Annotated in this window: 10 protein-coding genes; 4 read left to right on the top strand and 6 right to left on the bottom strand. The window is 71.4% G+C overall.

Going from position 1 to position 16,036, the window contains the following annotated elements:
• Nucleotides 1–16 precede the first annotated feature (16 nt).
• The 6 genes from ACFYX4_RS13315 to ACFYX4_RS13290 form a co-directional block, all read right to left on the bottom strand.
• The gene (locus ACFYX4_RS13315; RefSeq protein ID WP_389330740.1) at nt 17–1,867 is read right to left on the bottom strand and encodes a LamG-like jellyroll fold domain-containing protein; all 1,851 of its coding nucleotides are present in this window, start codon (nt 1,865–1,867) and stop codon (nt 17–19) included.
• A 74-nt stretch (nt 1,868–1,941) separates the two neighbouring features.
• A complete protein-coding gene (locus tag ACFYX4_RS13310; RefSeq protein WP_389330737.1) occupies nt 1,942–4,881 on the bottom strand; it encodes a glycoside hydrolase family 2 TIM barrel-domain containing protein in 2,940 nt (979 codons plus the stop codon).
• Nucleotides 4,878–5,741 carry a carbohydrate ABC transporter permease gene (locus ACFYX4_RS13305; RefSeq protein WP_389330734.1) on the bottom strand — a complete coding sequence of 288 codons (864 nt, stop codon included), beginning with the start codon at nt 5,739–5,741 and terminating at the stop codon, nt 4,878–4,880. The genes ACFYX4_RS13310 and ACFYX4_RS13305 overlap by 4 nt, the downstream gene beginning before the upstream one ends.
• Before the next feature lie 15 nt (nt 5,742–5,756).
• Nucleotides 5,757–6,719, bottom strand: coding sequence for a carbohydrate ABC transporter permease (locus ACFYX4_RS13300; RefSeq protein ID WP_389330731.1), 963 nt, complete (start codon nt 6,717–6,719; stop codon nt 5,757–5,759).
• The gene (locus ACFYX4_RS13295; protein WP_389331713.1) at nt 6,719–8,005 is read right to left on the bottom strand and encodes an ABC transporter substrate-binding protein; all 1,287 of its coding nucleotides are present in this window, start codon (nt 8,003–8,005) and stop codon (nt 6,719–6,721) included. Before ACFYX4_RS13295 ends, ACFYX4_RS13300 begins: the two co-directional genes overlap by 1 nt.
• A 121-nt stretch (nt 8,006–8,126) precedes the next feature.
• Nucleotides 8,127–9,146: a carbohydrate kinase family protein gene (locus ACFYX4_RS13290; protein WP_389330728.1), complete on the bottom strand. Its 1,020-nt coding sequence runs from the start codon at nt 9,144–9,146 to the stop codon at nt 8,127–8,129.
• Nucleotides 9,147–9,330: 184 nt separating this feature from the next.
• On the opposite strand from ACFYX4_RS13290, the gene ACFYX4_RS13285 reads away from it, so the two are divergent.
• The 4 genes from ACFYX4_RS13285 (at nt 9,331) to ACFYX4_RS13270 (ending at nt 15,834) form a co-directional block, all read left to right on the top strand.
• Nucleotides 9,331–10,095 (top strand): DeoR/GlpR family DNA-binding transcription regulator, encoded by a 765-nt coding sequence (locus tag ACFYX4_RS13285; RefSeq protein ID WP_389330725.1) that lies wholly within the window; start codon nt 9,331–9,333, stop codon nt 10,093–10,095.
• Nucleotides 10,092–11,429 (top strand): 6-phospho-beta-glucosidase, encoded by a 1,338-nt coding sequence (locus tag ACFYX4_RS13280; RefSeq protein ID WP_389330722.1) that lies wholly within the window; start codon nt 10,092–10,094, stop codon nt 11,427–11,429. Before ACFYX4_RS13285 ends, ACFYX4_RS13280 begins: the two co-directional genes overlap by 4 nt.
• An 80-nt stretch (nt 11,430–11,509) precedes the next feature.
• On the top strand, nt 11,510–14,566 hold the full coding sequence (locus ACFYX4_RS13275; protein WP_389330719.1) for an alpha-mannosidase: 3,057 nt from the start codon (nt 11,510–11,512) through the stop codon (nt 14,564–14,566).
• Nucleotides 14,563–15,834 carry an alpha-L-fucosidase gene (locus ACFYX4_RS13270; RefSeq protein ID WP_389331710.1) on the top strand — a complete coding sequence of 424 codons (1,272 nt, stop codon included), beginning with the start codon at nt 14,563–14,565 and terminating at the stop codon, nt 15,832–15,834. The genes ACFYX4_RS13275 and ACFYX4_RS13270 overlap by 4 nt, the downstream gene beginning before the upstream one ends.
• Nucleotides 15,835–16,036 lie beyond the last annotated feature (202 nt).

Raw genomic sequence — 16,036 nt, 5'->3', positions numbered from 1 at the left:
AGCGGATCTCAGTGGGTCAGTGGGTCATGAAGGAGGTCACCGGCAGCGCCCGTTCGACGATCCGGACGTCGCCGAGGCGGGCGTGCAGGATCTGGTCGATCCGTCCGGCGTACTCGTAGCCGCCGAGCAGCCACGGCAGCCCGACGGAGGCGATCCCCACGGCGGACGCCCTCGGGTTGCGGACCACCGGGCAGCCCTCGACGTACAGCGTGGTGTGCTTGCCGTCGTTGACGACGGCGAGGTGCCACCAGGTCTCCAACGGCGTCTCCTGGCCCCAGTTGGTGGCGATGCCCTGCTGGTTCAGCGGGCGCATCGCCCACTGCGGCTCACGGTCGTTCGACAGGGAGAGCGTGGCGAGCGGCTCGTCGGGGTCGTCGGCGGTCTTCCCGGCGGCCCCGCCCGTGCCGGCGCGGCCGACGATCCCGGACCAGGCGTGGTGCGCGGGGTCCCAGTCGGCGGGCAGACGGTAGAACGCCTCGATGGTGTAACCGCGCCGGAAAGTGGCCGAGTTGAGCGGAGCCCCGTCGACGGTGCGCAGGTACGCGCCCTTCAGCGGGGACTTGTGGCCCTGGAACTCCAGGCTGCCGTGGCCGGGTTGGTCCGGGTGGTGGTCCGGGGACCAGCCGAGGGAGCCGCCGCCGACCGAGACGACGGTGAGGTCGTTGCCGTGCCCGGACAGGTCCCGCACGGTGCCGGAGACGGCGGAGTCGAAGCGCCAGTAGGCGACCGTGCCGCGGACCAGCGTCCGCGCCACCGGGCGCTCGGGGCGCACCGGCACCGGGTCGAAGCCGGAGAAGCGCTCGGCGAAGTCGATGTCGACGCTGAACCGGTCGGCGTCGCCGCTGAGTTCGATCTCCTGGCGCTCCAGCTCGTTGAGCCCCTTCGCGGCCCGGCCCAGGATCCAGGGGGAGACCGTCTCCACGTCGATGACGTTCCGGTCGAGGTCGAAACGGTAGAGGCGGATCATCGCCGCGCCGCCGAAGTAGCGGTTCTGGTAGTTCGTCAGATGCAGATGGACGTCGTGGCCCGCCCTGTTGCGGCGGACCGCCCGCCCGGCGGGCCAGTAGTGGCCGTTGAGGGTCAGGAAGATCTGGTCGTGGTCCGCGATCAGCCGGTCCCACAGCTGCTGCCCGTACGCCGACAACGCGTCGTCCTCGACGACCAGTTCGTGCGTGGTGAGCACCACGGGGGTCTTCGGATGCCGCGCCAGCACGTCGGCGGCCCACGCGTGACCCTGGTCCGACAGCCGCCAGTCCAGCGCCAGCACCATCCACTCCCGTCCGGCGGCCCGGAACAGGTGGTAGGTGTTGTAGCCGTCCGGCGAGGCCCCGCCGAAGGCCGGGCCGCCCCGGAAGCGGCGGGGGCCGAAGACGTCCAGGTAGGGACTAGCCCCGCGCTGGTCGGTCGTGGACGACTTCACGTCGTGGTTGCCGGCCAGCACGCTGTAACCGACGCCGCGCCGGTCGAGCAGCGCGAACGCCTCGCCGATCGCGGTGACTTCGTCCTTCGTCCCGTTCTGCGTGAGGTCCCCGAGGTGGGACAGGAAGACGATGTTCTCGCCGTTCTCGCTCCCTCCGTGCTCCAGCAGATACCGCAGCGACGCCTCCACCGGGGCCTTGTCGATGCTCGGCCCGTCGAAGAGGTACTGCGTGTCCGGCATCACCGCGAGCGTGAACCGGCGGCTGTCGGGGTCGGGACGCCAACGGGCCGACGCCGGGGCGGCCTTGGCGTCCGCCTCGGCGGTCGCCGGCAGCGCGACCGAGGCGGTGGCGGCCGCGCCGAGCAGCGCGGTGGCTCTCAGGAAGCCGCGCCGCCCGGCGCCGGCCTGCGCGGCCTCGCCCTGTTCCTGGGCATGCGAAGTACACACGGGTGCTCCATGGGGAAAGCCGGCGGACTAAGCCACGAGCCGGACAGAGTGAAGTGGGTCGATTTCAGGGGCGGTTACAGGACACGCAGGGTCCAGCTCCAGCGGTGGACGCCCGGCGCGACGAGGTAGGACGGGAAGGTGTCGGGGCCGCAGGAGGCGGTGCCCAGGCCCCGGTGGGCCGCGTCGATGTGCACCACGCAGCCCGCGCGCGGCACCAGCTCGTCGTGATGGGCGGCGGCGGTCAGCTCCGTGGCGCGGTACCGGGTGACGGAGACCTGGCGCGGCTCGTCCAGCGTGACCGCGAGGCCCGTGGCGTCCGGCGCGGACAGCGTGAAGCGCCGCACCCCGTGCCGGCCGCCGCTCTCCTGCGGTCGCAGGTAGGGCGTGAACAGCGCGTCGACGGGCACCGAGTGATGGCCCACCGGGGCGCCCGTGCTGCGGTCCGGGTACGACTCCCAGGGGCCCTGCCCGAACCACTCCAGCAGATCGAGTCCCGCGACCGTCTCGAAGACCGAGCCGACCCGGGCCACGTCGTCGAACTCGTCCGGCAGTTCGGCCTCCTCGTCGATCCGGATGCCGCCCTCGACCGGGGTGAACACCTGCCGATGCCGGACGACGCCGGCCGCGCCCGCGTACTCGGCGACCACCGTCACCGACACACCGTCCCGGCCCACCGACACCGGCTTGCGCACCAGCGCGTCCAGCCCCCAGGCCCGCCAGCGCCGCGCCATCCCGCCCAGCTCGTCGTTGTCGGTGGGCGCCCGCCACAGCGACAGCGTGGGCGCCGCCGTCAACAGCGGGTGCGACAGCAGGCCTTCGTCGTCGACCTCGACACGGGCCGCCACCGCCTGCTCCTCGACGGGCTCTGCCGCCCGCAGCCGCAGCTGCGGCGCGCACACCTCCGTGCCGCGCGGCGCCCACGGCAGGTCCTCCGCCGTCCTCACCCGCAGGGTCAGCCAGGCCTCGCCGCCGTCCGGGGGCAGCTCGAACGGCAGCGGCACCACCGCCGTCTCGCCCGGCCGCAGGTCCGGCAGTTCGGCCGGCGCGGTCAGCGTGCCGTCGTACTCCAGGGACAGCTCCCACTCGGCGGCCAGCCACTCCAGGCCGCGGAAGTGCTGGTGGTTGGAGAGGACCAGGCCCTCGTGCCGGAAGCACTTCAGCCGTACCGGCGCGGCGAGTTCGCGGTGCTCGTACATCACGGGCTTGGGCGTGCGGTCCGGCAGGACGACGCCGTCCGCGATGAACGCGCCGTCGTGGTCCGGCTCGCCGAAGTCGCCGCCGTAGGCCCAGCGGTAGCCGGGTGCGGTGACACCGTTGTCATAGTGTCCGGCGCCCGCGAGGCCGGCCGGTCTTCCGTCGTTCACACGTTGGAGGATCCCGTGGTCCCAGAACTCCCAGATGAACCCGCCCTGAAGACCCGGGGTGGCCTCGATGGCGGCCCAGTGGTCGGCGAGCGTGCCGTTGCTGTTGCCCATCGCGTGGGAGTACTCGCACTGGATGAGCGGCTTGGTCTGCTCACCGGACAGCGCGTGCGCGAGGCAGTCCTCCAGCGGCGCGTACATCGGGCAGGCGATGTCGGAGGCGACGTCCGGGTCGGCCCAGCCGCGTTTGGCGGCGCCCTCGTACTGCACCGGGCGGGTCGGGTCGTGGCGGCGCACCCAGCCGGCCGCCGCGTCGTGGTTCGCGCCGTAGTCGGACTCGTTGCCCAGCGACCAGACGATGATCGACGGATGGTTCTTGTCGCGCAGGACCATGCGCGAGACCCGGTCCACGAAGGCGCTCAGATAGCGGGGGTCGTCGGCGATCTCGTGCGCGTGGTCGTGGGACTCGATGTCCGCCTCGTCGACGACGTAGAAACCGAGCTCGTCGGCGAGGTCGTACAGCGCCGGGTCGTTCGGATAGTGCGCGGTGCGGATCGCGTTGAAGCCGAAGCGCTTCAGCAGCACCAGGTCGGCCCGCATGTCGTCGGACGACACCGTGCGGCCGGTCAGCGGGTGGAAGTCGTGGCGGTTGACGCCCCGGATGAACACCCGCTCGCCGTTGACCAGCAGGTCCCGCCCGACGATCTCCACGTCGCGGAACCCGGCGCGGTGGCGCGAGACGTCGGCGATCGTGCCGTCGGCGCGGTGCAGCCGGACGGTCAGGTCGTACAGCTCGGGCGTCTCGGCGGTCCACGGGCGCACGTCGGGCACGCGCGCGTGCAGCCGGGCCTCGCCGAGGAAGCCGGAGACGCGCTCGTCCTCGGCGTTGGCCCGGTCGAACGCCGTGTCCTGCGCCAGCGGCAGCCCGTCCAGCTCCCCGCTGACGTACCAGCCCTCGGGCAGCGCCCCGCGCGCGTCCCGCACCCGGCAGTCCACCCGCAGCTCACCGCCTCGGGAGGCCCGCACGGTCACGTCGGCCAGGTGCAGCGGGTCGGTCGCGTACAGCAGCACTGAGCGGGTGATCCCGCCGTGCCACCAGTGGTCCTGGTCCTCGATGTGCGAGGCGTCCGACCACTTGACGACGGTCAGCCGTACGACGGCCCGCTCCCCGGCGCGCACGACGCCCGTCAGGTCGAACTCGGCGGCCAGGTGGGAGTCCTTGGACAGGCCGACGGGCCGCCCGTCGACGTGCACCAGCAGCACGCTCTCGGCGGCCCCGACCTGGAGCACGATCCGCCGCCCGGCCCAGTCGGCGGGGACGTCGACCTCCCGCTCGTACACGCCCGTCGGATCGGCCGCGGGCGAGGACGGCGGGATCTCCGGGAACGGCATGCGGATGTTGAGGTACTGGGGCAGGTCGGCGGTGTCCTGCATGGTCCACACGCCCGGGACGGTGGCCGTCGACCAGGTGCCGCCGACCGGCGCGTCCGGAGCGGGCAGCAGCTGGAAGCGCCAGCCGCCGTCCAGGGAGTGAGCTCCGGAGCGCCGGTCGACGGCGTTCATGGGCAGCCGCCGCCAGGAGGTCGCCTCGGGCGACTCCCAGGGGCGGAGCGCGATCAGGGGGTCGGTCGTCCGGGTCAGCGGGTCCGTCATTTGATGGCTCCCTTGGCGAGGTCGCCGATGATCTGGCGGGCGCCGATCGCGAACACGACGAGCAGGGGGATCAGGGCGAGCAGTGCGCCGGTCATGACCATTCCGTAGTCGGTGGTGCCGTGCGTGCCGTTCAGCTGGGACAGCGCGACCTGGAGGGTGACGTTGTCGGGGTCGGTCAGGGCGATCAGGGGCCAGGCGTAGTCGTTCCACTGGCCCATGAAGGTGAAGATGCCGAGGAAGGCCAGGCCCGGCCGGACCACCGGGAGGGCGACGTGCCAGTACTGGCGCAGGAAGCTCGCGCCGTCGATGCGGGAGGCGTCGAGGAGTTCGTCGTGGATCGCGCCCTTCATGTACTGGCGCATCCAGAAGATCCCGAAGGCGTTGGCTGCGGCCGGCACGATCAGCGCGGTCATCGAGCCGATCCAGCCGATCCTCGCCATGATGACGAACTGCGGGATCGCCGCGAGCTGCGCCGGCACCATGAAGATGAACATGAGCAGCACGAACAGCAGTCGTTTCCCGGGGAACTCGAACTTCGCGAAGACGAAGGCCGCCAGCGAGTCGAAGAGCAGCACCAGGAACGTCACCGAGCCCGCCACCAGCAGCGAGTTGGCCATCGAGCCGAAGAAGTCGACGGTGTCGAACAGGCTGCGGACGTTCTCGAGGAAGTGCGAGCCCGGCAGCAGTTTCGGCGGGTAGGAGAAGATCTCCGACGAGGTGTGCGTCGACATGATCACGGCCCAGTAGAACGGGAAGGCCGACAGCAGCAGTCCGAGGACCAGCACCGTGTGCAGCGCGACGCCCCGGCGTCGCGAGCCCTGAATTCCCCTGGGGCGAGCGGTGTCTTGGGTGGATGCCATGGTGAGCGGGCCCTCCTAGTCTTCGCCCCGGCGCTGCACCAGACGCCAGTTGATGATCGAGAAGAGGACGACGACGAGGAAGATGCCCCACGCCACGGCGGCGCCGTAGCCGAAGTCGTTGTTGTCGAAGGTCTGTTGGAAGAAGTAGAGGACCATCGTCCGGCCGGCGTGGTCAGGACCGCCGGAGAACGTCGAGTCGTTGGCGGTGGTCTGGAGCAGCACCTGCGGTTCGGAGAAGCTCTGGAGGCCGGTCACGGTCGAGACGACCAGCACGAACAGCAGCACCGGCCGCATCATCGGCAGCGTGATCCGGAAGAACGTCTGCACCGGTCCTGCGCCGTCGATGCGCGCCGCCTCGTACAGCTCGCTCGGGACGGTCTGGAGACCGGCGAGGAAGATGATCGCGTTGTAGCCGGTCCACTGCCAGGTCATCAGGGTGGCGATGGCGACCTTGATGCCCCACGGGGTGTTCAGCCATGCCACCTGGTCCAGGCCGACCGCCTGCAACAGGGCGTTGACGAGGCCGAAGTTGGTGGAGAACACCGAGCCGAAGACGATCGCGATCGCCACCACCGAGGTGACGTTCGGCAGGAAGTAGGCGAAGCGGTAGAGGTTCTTGAGACGGACCGCCGAGTTGAGCATCACGGCCGTCACCATCGCCAGGAAGATCATGGGGAAGGTGGCGAGCGCCCAGATGACGAGCGTGTTGCCGATCGAGCTCCAGAACTCGGAGTCGCCGATCAGGTACTCGTACTGCGACAGGCCCGCCCACTCCATCGAGCCGAGGCCGTCCCAGCGGTGCAGGGAGAGATAGAGCGAGAAGCCGACGGGGACCAGGCCGAAGGCGAGGAAGAGCAGGTAGAACGGCGAGATCGCGGCGTACAGGTGCCAGTGCTTGCGCAGGCCCGAACGGGGCCGTACGGCGGGCGTCTCCACCACGGTCACCGGGGGTTTCTCCAGTGCGGGGACGGTGGCCATCAGTGGCTCACCCCCAGGTGGTCGGCGATGCGCCGGCACTTGCTCATGGCGTCACTCCAGGCCTTGCGCGGGTCCTTGCCGAGGACGCCGACGTTCTTGATCTCGTCCTTGACGGGCTGCCCGAGCGCCACGTCGTACGGGCTGTTGTAGGCGACCGTGATCTTCTGTGCGGCGGGCCCGAACACGTCCATCGTGATCTGACCGCCGAAGAAGGGGTCGGGCTCGCGCAGTTGCCGCATGTCGTACGAGGCGGGCGTGGACGGGAACAGTCCGGCGTCGACGAAGCCCTGCGTCTGGTTCGTCGGGTCCAGCAGCCAGGTGATGATCCGGAAGGCCTGCTCGGGGTCGCGGCACGCCTTGGTGATCGACAGGAAGGAGCCGCCGTTGTTCGAGGGCCGTACGGGCATGTCGGCCACCCGCCACCGGCCCGCGGTCTTCGGCACGCCGTTCTTGATGTCGCTGGTGGCCCAGGAGGCGCCGAGCTGGCTGGGCAGCTTCCCGGACTCGACGGCCGAGAGCTGGTCCGGGGTGCCGTTGACGATGTCGGAGACGATCCCGCGCCGCTTGGCCTCGACGGCGAGGTCCCAGGCCCGGCGCACATGCTCCCCGTCGCCGATGAAGTGCCGGTCCTTGTCGACGTACCGCTCGCCGCCCTGCTGCACCGCGTTCTCGAAGACGCTGTTGACGTCGGTGAGCAGGTAGGTCCCCGGGATCCGCTTCTTGAGCTGCTCGCCCGCGCCGAAGAACTTCTCCCAGGTGTTCAGCTCGGCCGACACGTCGGCGGGCTCGTGGGGGAGTCCGGCCTTCTGGAACACGGCGTACTGGTAGTAGTGCGCGACGGGGCCGCAGTCGATGGGGAAGCCGACCATCGTGCCGTCGTCGGCGATGCCCTGGTCCCACTTCCACGACAGGTACCGGTTCTTGTACTTCTCCGCGCCGAGCGTCCGCAGGTCCACGAACTGGTCGGCGTTGGGCAGGTAGGACGCCATGTCCTCGCCCTTGAGCCCCGCGATGTCGGGGACGTGGGCGCGGCCGGCCATCGTGGTGATCAGCTTGGAGCGGTAGTAGCCGCCGATCTGGACGGCCTGGAGGCTCACCTCGCCGCCGTAGCGGGCCTTGGCGTTCTTCACGACGGTGTCGCTCAGCCCGCCGCTCCAGTACCAGAGGACCATGTCGCGCCCGGTGGAGCCGGCCGGAACGGCGCAGCCGGACGCCAGTCCGCCGAGCGCCGCGCCGGCCGAACCGGCCGCGCCCGCACGGAGCAGGCCTCTACGCGAGAGCCGCACGGCTCCCACCGCCTTTCGCATCTGTTCGCTTCATCGCATGCCTGTGGGGGGTCGGTGCTCGCCCCGCCCGGACCGCCGTGACGGGTCAGGGACGGGTCGGGCGGCGGGACGGGGTGACGGGTCAGGTACGGGGTGCGGGCGGGGTGACGGGGGCGTGGCGGACGGCGGGGCCGGGGTCGGCCGGGAGGCGGTCCGCCAGGAAGCCGTACGCCCGCTTGAGGTCGGGGTCGGTCAGCGAGCGCCACCAGCGGTCCACGCCGTACCAGCCGGGCGCCGCCAGCGCGCCCCCGTGGTGGCGGACGGACAGCCCGGCGGCCAGTACCGCGAACCGCAGCCGCTGCTCCAACGGCCAGCCGCCGAGCGAGGCCGCGACGAAGCTCGCGCCGAAGACGTCCCCGGCGCCCGTCGCGTCCAGGACGTCGACGTCCAGGGCCGGGACCTCCGCGTACTCGCCGGTCGTCTGGTCGACGGCGAGCGCGCCGTCCCCGCCGCGCGTCACCACGGCCACCGGCACCAGCTCGCAGAGCGTGCCGAGGGCGGCGACCGCGGAGTCCGTGCGCGTGTAGGCCATCGCCTCCGCCTCGTTGGGGAGGAAGGCGTGGCACAGGGCGAGCTGGTCGAGGAGGTCGCGGGACCACTGCTGGGTGGGGTCCCAGCCGACGTCGGCGTAGATCTGGGTGCCGTTCGCGGCGGCCTTGCCGAGCCACGCGCGCGGTTCTGCCTCGATGTGCACCAGCGCCGTGCGCGCCTCCGGCGGGTCGCCCATCAGGACGTCCTGCGAGTACGGCGGCTCCTGGCCGTGGGTGACGAGGGCCCGGTCGTGGCCGTGGGCGAGGGCCACGGTGACGGGGGTGGGCCAGCCGTCCGCCGTACGGGAGAGCGAGAGGTCGACGCCCTCCTGGCCGGCGAGGACCTCCCGGCAGTGGCCGCCGTAGAAGTCGTCGCCGAAGACGGTGGCCAGCGAGGTCCGCAGACCGAAGCGGGAGGCGGCGACCGCGAGATTGGCGATGCCGCCGGGGCCGCAGCCCATGCCGGCCGTCCACACTTCCTCGCCCGGGGTCGGCGGCTTCCCCAGCCCGGTGAGGACGAGGTCGTAGAAGAGCAGCCCGGTCAGCAGCACGTCGGGCCGGTCGTCGTCCACGGGAACGTCCTCTCGTCCGGGCTCGTCAGCACAGGGGCTCGCCAGCACGAGCGCTCGTCAGAACCGGCGCTCGTCAAACTTCTTCATTTCGTGACCGGAATCGTGCGCCGCTCCGGGGGATTGGTCAAGAGCCGAGCAGAAGTGAGCATAGAAATGATTGAAGATGACGAGTAGTGTTCATGGCGTGCTGGCAGAACGACGACACCAACTCATCCTGCGGGCCCTGCGCTCCGGCGGCCCCGCAGCCGTGACCGATCTCTCCGAACAACTGGGTGTGAGCCCCGCCACCATCAGGCGCGACCTGGTCAGACTGGAGGAGGACGGCCTGCTGACGCGGGTGCACGGCGGCGCCGTCGTCGACGAGGGCGACCAGCCCTTTGCCGAGGTCGCCGAGGTGCGGGTGCCCGAGAAGGACGCCATAGCCGCGCACGCGGCGGCCATGGTGGCGGACGGACAGTCGGTGTTGCTCGACATCGGCACCACCGCCTACCGGCTGGCCCGCCAGCTGCACGGCCGCCGGCTCACCGTGATCACCAGCAACCTGGTGGTCTACGAGGAGCTCGCCGACGACGAGGACATCGAGCTGGTCCTGCTCGGCGGCATGGTCCGCCGCGAGTACCGCTCCCTGGTCGGCTTCCTCACCGAGGACAACCTGCGCCAGCTGCACGCCGACTGGCTCTTCCTCGGCACCAGCGGAGTGCGCCCCGGCGGGCAGGTGATGGACACGACGGTCGTCGAGGTGCCGGTCAAGCGAGCCATGATCAAAGCGAGCGACAAGGCCGTCCTGCTCGCCGACGCGGCGAAGTTCCCGGGTACCGGGATGGCGAAGGTCTGCGGTCCCGAGGACCTGAACGTGGTGGTGACGAACGCGCCGGTCGACCCGGTGACCCGTTCCTCGCTGGAGGAGGCGGGCGTCGAGGTGGTCGTGGCAGGAAAGGTTCAAGCGTGAAACTGACGATTCTGGGCGGCGGCGGATTCCGGGTGCCGCTGGTCTACGGGGCGCTGCTCGCGGACCGCGGCGAGGGGCGGGTGACCGAGGTCGTCCTGCACGATCTGGACGGCAGCCGGCTGGACGCCGTCGCCCGCGTGCTGGCCGAGCAGGCCGCCGGGGCGCCGGACGCCCCCTCGGTGACCGCCACCACCGACCTCGACGAGGCGCTGCGCGGCGCCGACTTCGTGTTCTCCGCAATCCGCGTCGGCGGTCTGGAGGGACGGGCGAACGACGAGCGCGTCGCCCTGGCCGAGGGCGTCCTCGGCCAGGAGACGGTCGGCGCGGGCGGCATCGCCTACGGACTGCGCACGGTCCCCGTCGCCGTCGACATCGCCCGCCGGGTCGCCCGCCTCGCCCCCGACGCCTGGGTCATCAACTTCACCAACCCGGCCGGACTGGTCACCGAGGCCATGTCCCGCCACCTCGGCGACCGCGTGATCGGCATCTGCGACTCGCCGGTGGGCCTCGGCCGCCGTATCGCCCGCGTGCTGGGCGCGGACCCGCGCGAGGCGTGGATCGACTACGTCGGCCTCAACCACCTCGGCTGGGTGCGCGGCCTGCGCGTGGCCGGCCGCGACGAGCTGCCCCGCCTGCTCGCCGACCCCGACCTGCTCGGCTCCTTCGAGGAGGGCAAGCTCTTCGGCGTCGACTGGCTCCAGTCCCTCGGCGCGATCCCCAACGAGTACCTGCACTACTACTACTTCAACCGGGAAGCCGTCCGCGCCTACCAGCAGGCCGACAGGACCCGCGGCGCCTTCCTGCGCGACCAGCAGGCCCACTTCTACGAGGAGACGCGCAAGCCGGACGCCTCGGCCCTCACGGCCTGGGACCGCACCCGCGCCGAGCGCGAGGCCACCTACATGGCCGAGAACCGGGAGACGGCCGGCGCGGGCGAACGCGACGCCGACGACCTGTCCGGCGGCTACGAGAAGGTCGCCCTGGCGCTGATGCGGGCCATCGCCCGCGACGAGCGCACCACCCTGATCCTCAACGTCCGCAACCGCAGCACGCTGTCCGTGCTCGACTCCGAGGCCGTCATCGAGGTCCCCTGCCTGGTCGACGCCAACGGGGCGCACCCCGTCGCGGCGGACCCGCTGCCCGACCACGCCACCGGCCTGGTCTGCGCGGTGAAGGCGGTCGAACGCGAGGTGCTGGCCGCCGCCGAGTCCGGCGCGCGGGCGACGGCGGTCAAGGCCTTCGCGCTGCACCCGCTCGTCGACTCGGTCAACGTGGCCCGCAGGCTGGTCGAGGGCTACGCCGAAGTCCACCCCGGCCTCGCGTACCTGAAGTAGGCTCCCCGTCCGGAAAGCGCTTTCATCTCGCTTGGCCGCCGCTTTCCCCGCTCGCCCCGCTCCCTCCCTGGAGACCTCTCATGCACGACGAACGCCGCCGGATCGAGGAGCGCGCCGAGCGCCTCCACACTCAGCGCATCAAGCCCGCGATCTACGCGGCCACCGTCCCCCTCACCGTGGAGGCCTGGCAGGCGCCGGGGGAGCCGGTCCCGTTCGAGGAGGCCGCGGGGGCGCCGTACGAGCCCTTCGCGATGGACACCCCGTGGGGGCCGCCCTGGGGCACCACCTGGTTCCGGATGGGCGGACAGGTCCCCGCCGAGTGGGCGGGCAAGCGCGTCGAGACGGTCATCGACCTCGGCTTCGTCGGCGACTGGCCCGGCAACCAGGCCGAGGCGCTCGTCCACCTGCCCGACGGCCGGCCCCTCAAGGCCGTCAACCCGCTCAACCAGTACGTGCCCGTCGCCCACCCCGCGGCGGGCGGCGAGCGCATCGACTACCTGGTCGAGGCGGCCTCCAACCCCGACATCCTCGCGGGCGACTTCTCCGGGCCGACGCAGCTCGGCGACGTGCTCACGGCCGGCGACCGCCCGCTGTACACCTTCCGCCGCGCCGACCTCGCCGTCCTCGACGAGGAGGTCTGGCACCTCGACCTGGACCTCCAGGTCCTGCGCGAGCTGATGGTCCACCTCGGCGAGCACGAGCCCCGCCGGCACGAGATCCTGCACGCCCTGGACCGGGCCCTGGACGCCCTCGACCTGGACGACGTCTCCGGCAGCGCCGCCGCCGTCCGCGCGGTGCTCGCCCCCGTCCTCGCCAAGCCCGCCCACGCCAGCGCGCACACCCTCTCCGGCGTCGGCCACGCCCACATCGACTCCGCCTGGCTGTGGCCCATCCGCGAGACCAAGCGCAAGACGTCCCGCACCTTCTCCAACGTGACGTCGCTGGCCGAGGAGTACGACGACTTCATCTTCGCCTGCTCCCAGGCCCAGCAGTACGAGTGGGTGCGCGACAACTACCCCCATGTGTGGGCCCGCATCCAGGAGTCGGTGAAGAAGGGCCAGTGGGCGCCGGTCGGCGGCATGTGGGTCGAGGCCGACGGCAACCTGCCCGGCGGCGAGGCCATCGCCCGCCAACTCGTCCACGGCAAGCGGTTCTTCATCGAGCACTTCGGCGTCGAGACCAAGGGCGTCTGGCTGCCGGACTCCTTCGGCTACACCGCCGCCTACCCGCAGCTGGCGAAGCTCGCCGGCAACGACTGGTTCCTCACCCAGAAGATCTCCTGGAACCAGACCAACAAGTTCCCCCACCACACCTTCTGGTGGGAGGGCATCGACGGCACCCGCATCTTCACCCACTTCCCGCCCGTCGACACCTACAACGCCCGCTTCAGCGGGGAGGAGTTGGCCCGCGCCGTCCGCAACTACTCCGAGAAGGGCGCCGGCACCCGCTCGCTCGCCCCGTTCGGCTGGGGCGACGGCGGCGGCGGCCCCACCCGCGAGATCATGGAACGGGCGCGCAGGCTCGCCGACCTGGAGGGCTCCGCCAAGGTCGTCGTCGAACACCCCGACGCGTTCTTCGCCAAGGCCCGCGAGGAGTACCCGGACGCCCCCGTCTGGGTCGGCGAGCTCTACCTGGAGCTGCACCGCGCCACCTACACCTCCCAGGCCCGCACCAAGCAGGGCAACCGCCGCAGCGAACACCGGCTCCGCGAGGCCGAGTTGTGGGCCACGACGGCCGCACTGCACGCCCCCGGCTACGCCTACCCGTACGAGAAGCTCGACCGGCTCTGGAAGACGGTCCTGCTGCACCAGTTCCACGACATCCTGCCCGGCTCCTCCATCGCCTGGGTGCACCGCGAGGCGGAAGCCGAATACGCCCGCGTGGCAGTGGAGTTGGAGGAGCTGACCGCGCAGGCGATCGCCGCGCTCGGCGCCGGCGGCGCCCGCGTGTTCAACACCAGCCCCTACGACCGCGCCGAGGTGGTCCGCACGGCCGACGGCGTGCCCGCGTACGCGGAGGTGCCGGCCGGCGGCAGCGCGCCGCTCACCGACGCCGATCCGCCGCAGCCGGTCAAGGTCACCGGCCGCGTCCTCGACAACGGCCTGGTGCGGGTGGAGATCGCGGAGGACGGCACCCTGTCCTCCGTGTTCGACCTGCGCTCCGGCCGCGAAGTCCTCGCCGAACAGGGCAACCTGCTCCGCCTGCACACCGACCTGCCGAACTACTGGGACGCCTGGGATATCGACAAGCACTACAAGAACCGCTACACGGACCTCCTGGACGCCGACTCGGTGACCGTCGTCGAGGAGGACCCGCTGATCGGCGCGATCCGCGTGATCCGTTCCTTCGGCAAGGGCTCCACGATCACCCAGACCGTCACCGTCCGCGCCGGCAGCCCCCGCATCGACTTCGAGACCGACATCGACTGGCACGAGGCGGAGAAGATCCTCAAGGCGGGCTTCCCGGTCGACATCCGCGCGCCGCACTCCTCCGCCGAGATCCAGTTCGGCCACGTCCAGCGCCCCACCCACACCAACACCAGCTGGGAGGCGGCCCGTTTCGAGGTCTCCGGCCACCGCTGGGTGCACATCGGCGAACCCGGCTACGGCGTCGCCGTCATCAACGACTCGACGTACGGCCACGACGTCTCCCGCACGGTCCGCGAGGACGGCGGCACGACGACCACCGTACGGCTCAGCCTGGTGCGCGCCCCGCGCGTCCCGGACCCCGAGGCCGACCAGGGCCGCCACCGCTTCACCTACTCCCTGCTGCCGGGCGCGAGCATCGAGGACGCGGTCGCCGAGGGCTACTCCCTCAACCTGCCGCTGCGGGTGGCGGACGCGGCCGGCGCGCCCGAGCCGGTCGTCTCCGTCAGCGGAGAGGGCGTCACCGTGGAGGCCGTCAAGCTCGCCGACGACGGTTCCGGAGACGTGGTGGTGCGCCTGTACGAGTCCCGCGGCGGCCGTGCCACCGGCGTCCTGCGCGCCGGCTTCCCGCTGGCCGGCGCCCATGTCACCGACCTCCTGGAACGCCCCCTGGAGACCGCCGACACCGACGGCGACGGCGGCGTCTTCGTCGCCCTGCGCCCCTTCCAGATCCTGACGCTCCGTCTGGGACGCGCCGCCGACGGCCGATAGCGGAGGGGAGTTCAGCCGTGCCCATGCAACCCTGGTTCACCGACGCCAAGTTGGGGATCTTCGTCCACTGGGGCATCTATGCCGTCGACGGCGTCCAGGAGTCCTGGTCGTTCTACGACGACATCGTGCCGCACGACCAATACATGTCCCAGCTCGACCGCTTCACCGGCGCCCGCTACGACCCGCGCTCCTGGGCCGATTTGTTCGCGCGCGCCGGCGCCCGGTACGCCGTGCTCACCACCCGCCACCACGACGGCGTCGCCCTGTGGGACACCGCCCACGGCGACCTCAGCCTGGGCCGCGACTACGTCTCCGGCTACGTCGACGCCCTGCGCGAGAAGAACCTGAAGGTGGGCTTCTACTACTCGCACTCCGACTGGAACCACCCCGACTACGCCACCACCCGCAAGCCCGGCCGCCCACCGGAGTTGGAGGACAACCGCTACTCCGAGTGCGCGGCCGAGGACGAGGACCTGGACGCCTGGGAACGGTTCATCGCCTACCGCGACGGGCAGATCCGCGAGCTGGCCTCCCGCCACCGGCCCGACCTGATGTGGTTCGACGGCGAGTGGGACCGCAGCGAGGAGCAGTGGCGCATCCCCGAACTCGCCGCGCTCATCCGCTCGTACAGTCCCGACGTCGTCTTCAACGCCCGCATGCTCGGCGAGGGCGACTACGCGACCCCCGAACAGGGCGCCCCCGTCGTCCCGCCGGACGGCCCCTGGGAACTGTGCCTGACGATCAACGACTCATGGGGTTTCCAGCACCACGACCACAACCACAAGTCGCTCGCCCAGCTCGTCCGCTACTTCACCGAGACCATCGGCGGGGGCGGCAACCTGCTGCTCGACGTCGGACCGAAGGAGGACGGCACCATCCCGCAGCCGCAGGTCGAGCGGCTGGAGGGCCTGGGGGAGTGGATCGCGAAGCACGCGGACGCCGTGTACGGCACGGTACGGGGGCTGCCCGCAGGGCACCACTACGGGCCGAGCACCCTCTCCGCCGACCGCCGCACGCTCTACCTCACCCTGTTCGACGCCCCGCGCGCCGAGATCGGCGTCCGCGGGATCGTCACGCCCGTCCGGAGAGTCACCGTGCTCGGCAGCGGAACGGAACTGGCCCACCGGGTCGTCGGCGGGCTGCACGAGGCGGTGGGCGTGCTGTGGATCGACCCGCCGGCCGCCTCCGACCTCGACCCGTACGCCACGGTGCTGGCGGTGGAGCTGGACGGGGAGCTGGAGTTGTACCGCGGGTCGGGGCGGTTCTGACGTCGGGCCGGCCGGCCGCTCCCCGTGACAGCGGCCGACCGACCCGATCCCCCATACCCCCGGGGATCCCCCGTCGATCCCCGTCCCCCGTTGGTCCCTGTGCCGTGCAACGCTTCCCCGCCCGCGGAGGCCCCCGTGGTCCCCCGTTCCCCCGTGATCCCCCGATGTCCTCCGCGGGCCTTCGGCGTTACACCGTTTAGAG

The sequence above is a fragment of the Streptomyces sp. NPDC002328 genome (assembly GCF_042890065.1).
In the GTDB taxonomy this organism is placed as follows: domain Bacteria; phylum Actinomycetota; class Actinomycetes; order Streptomycetales; family Streptomycetaceae; genus Streptomyces.
Note: the sequence above shows the minus strand (reverse complement) of the source record. Positions and strands in the feature narration are given on the sequence as shown.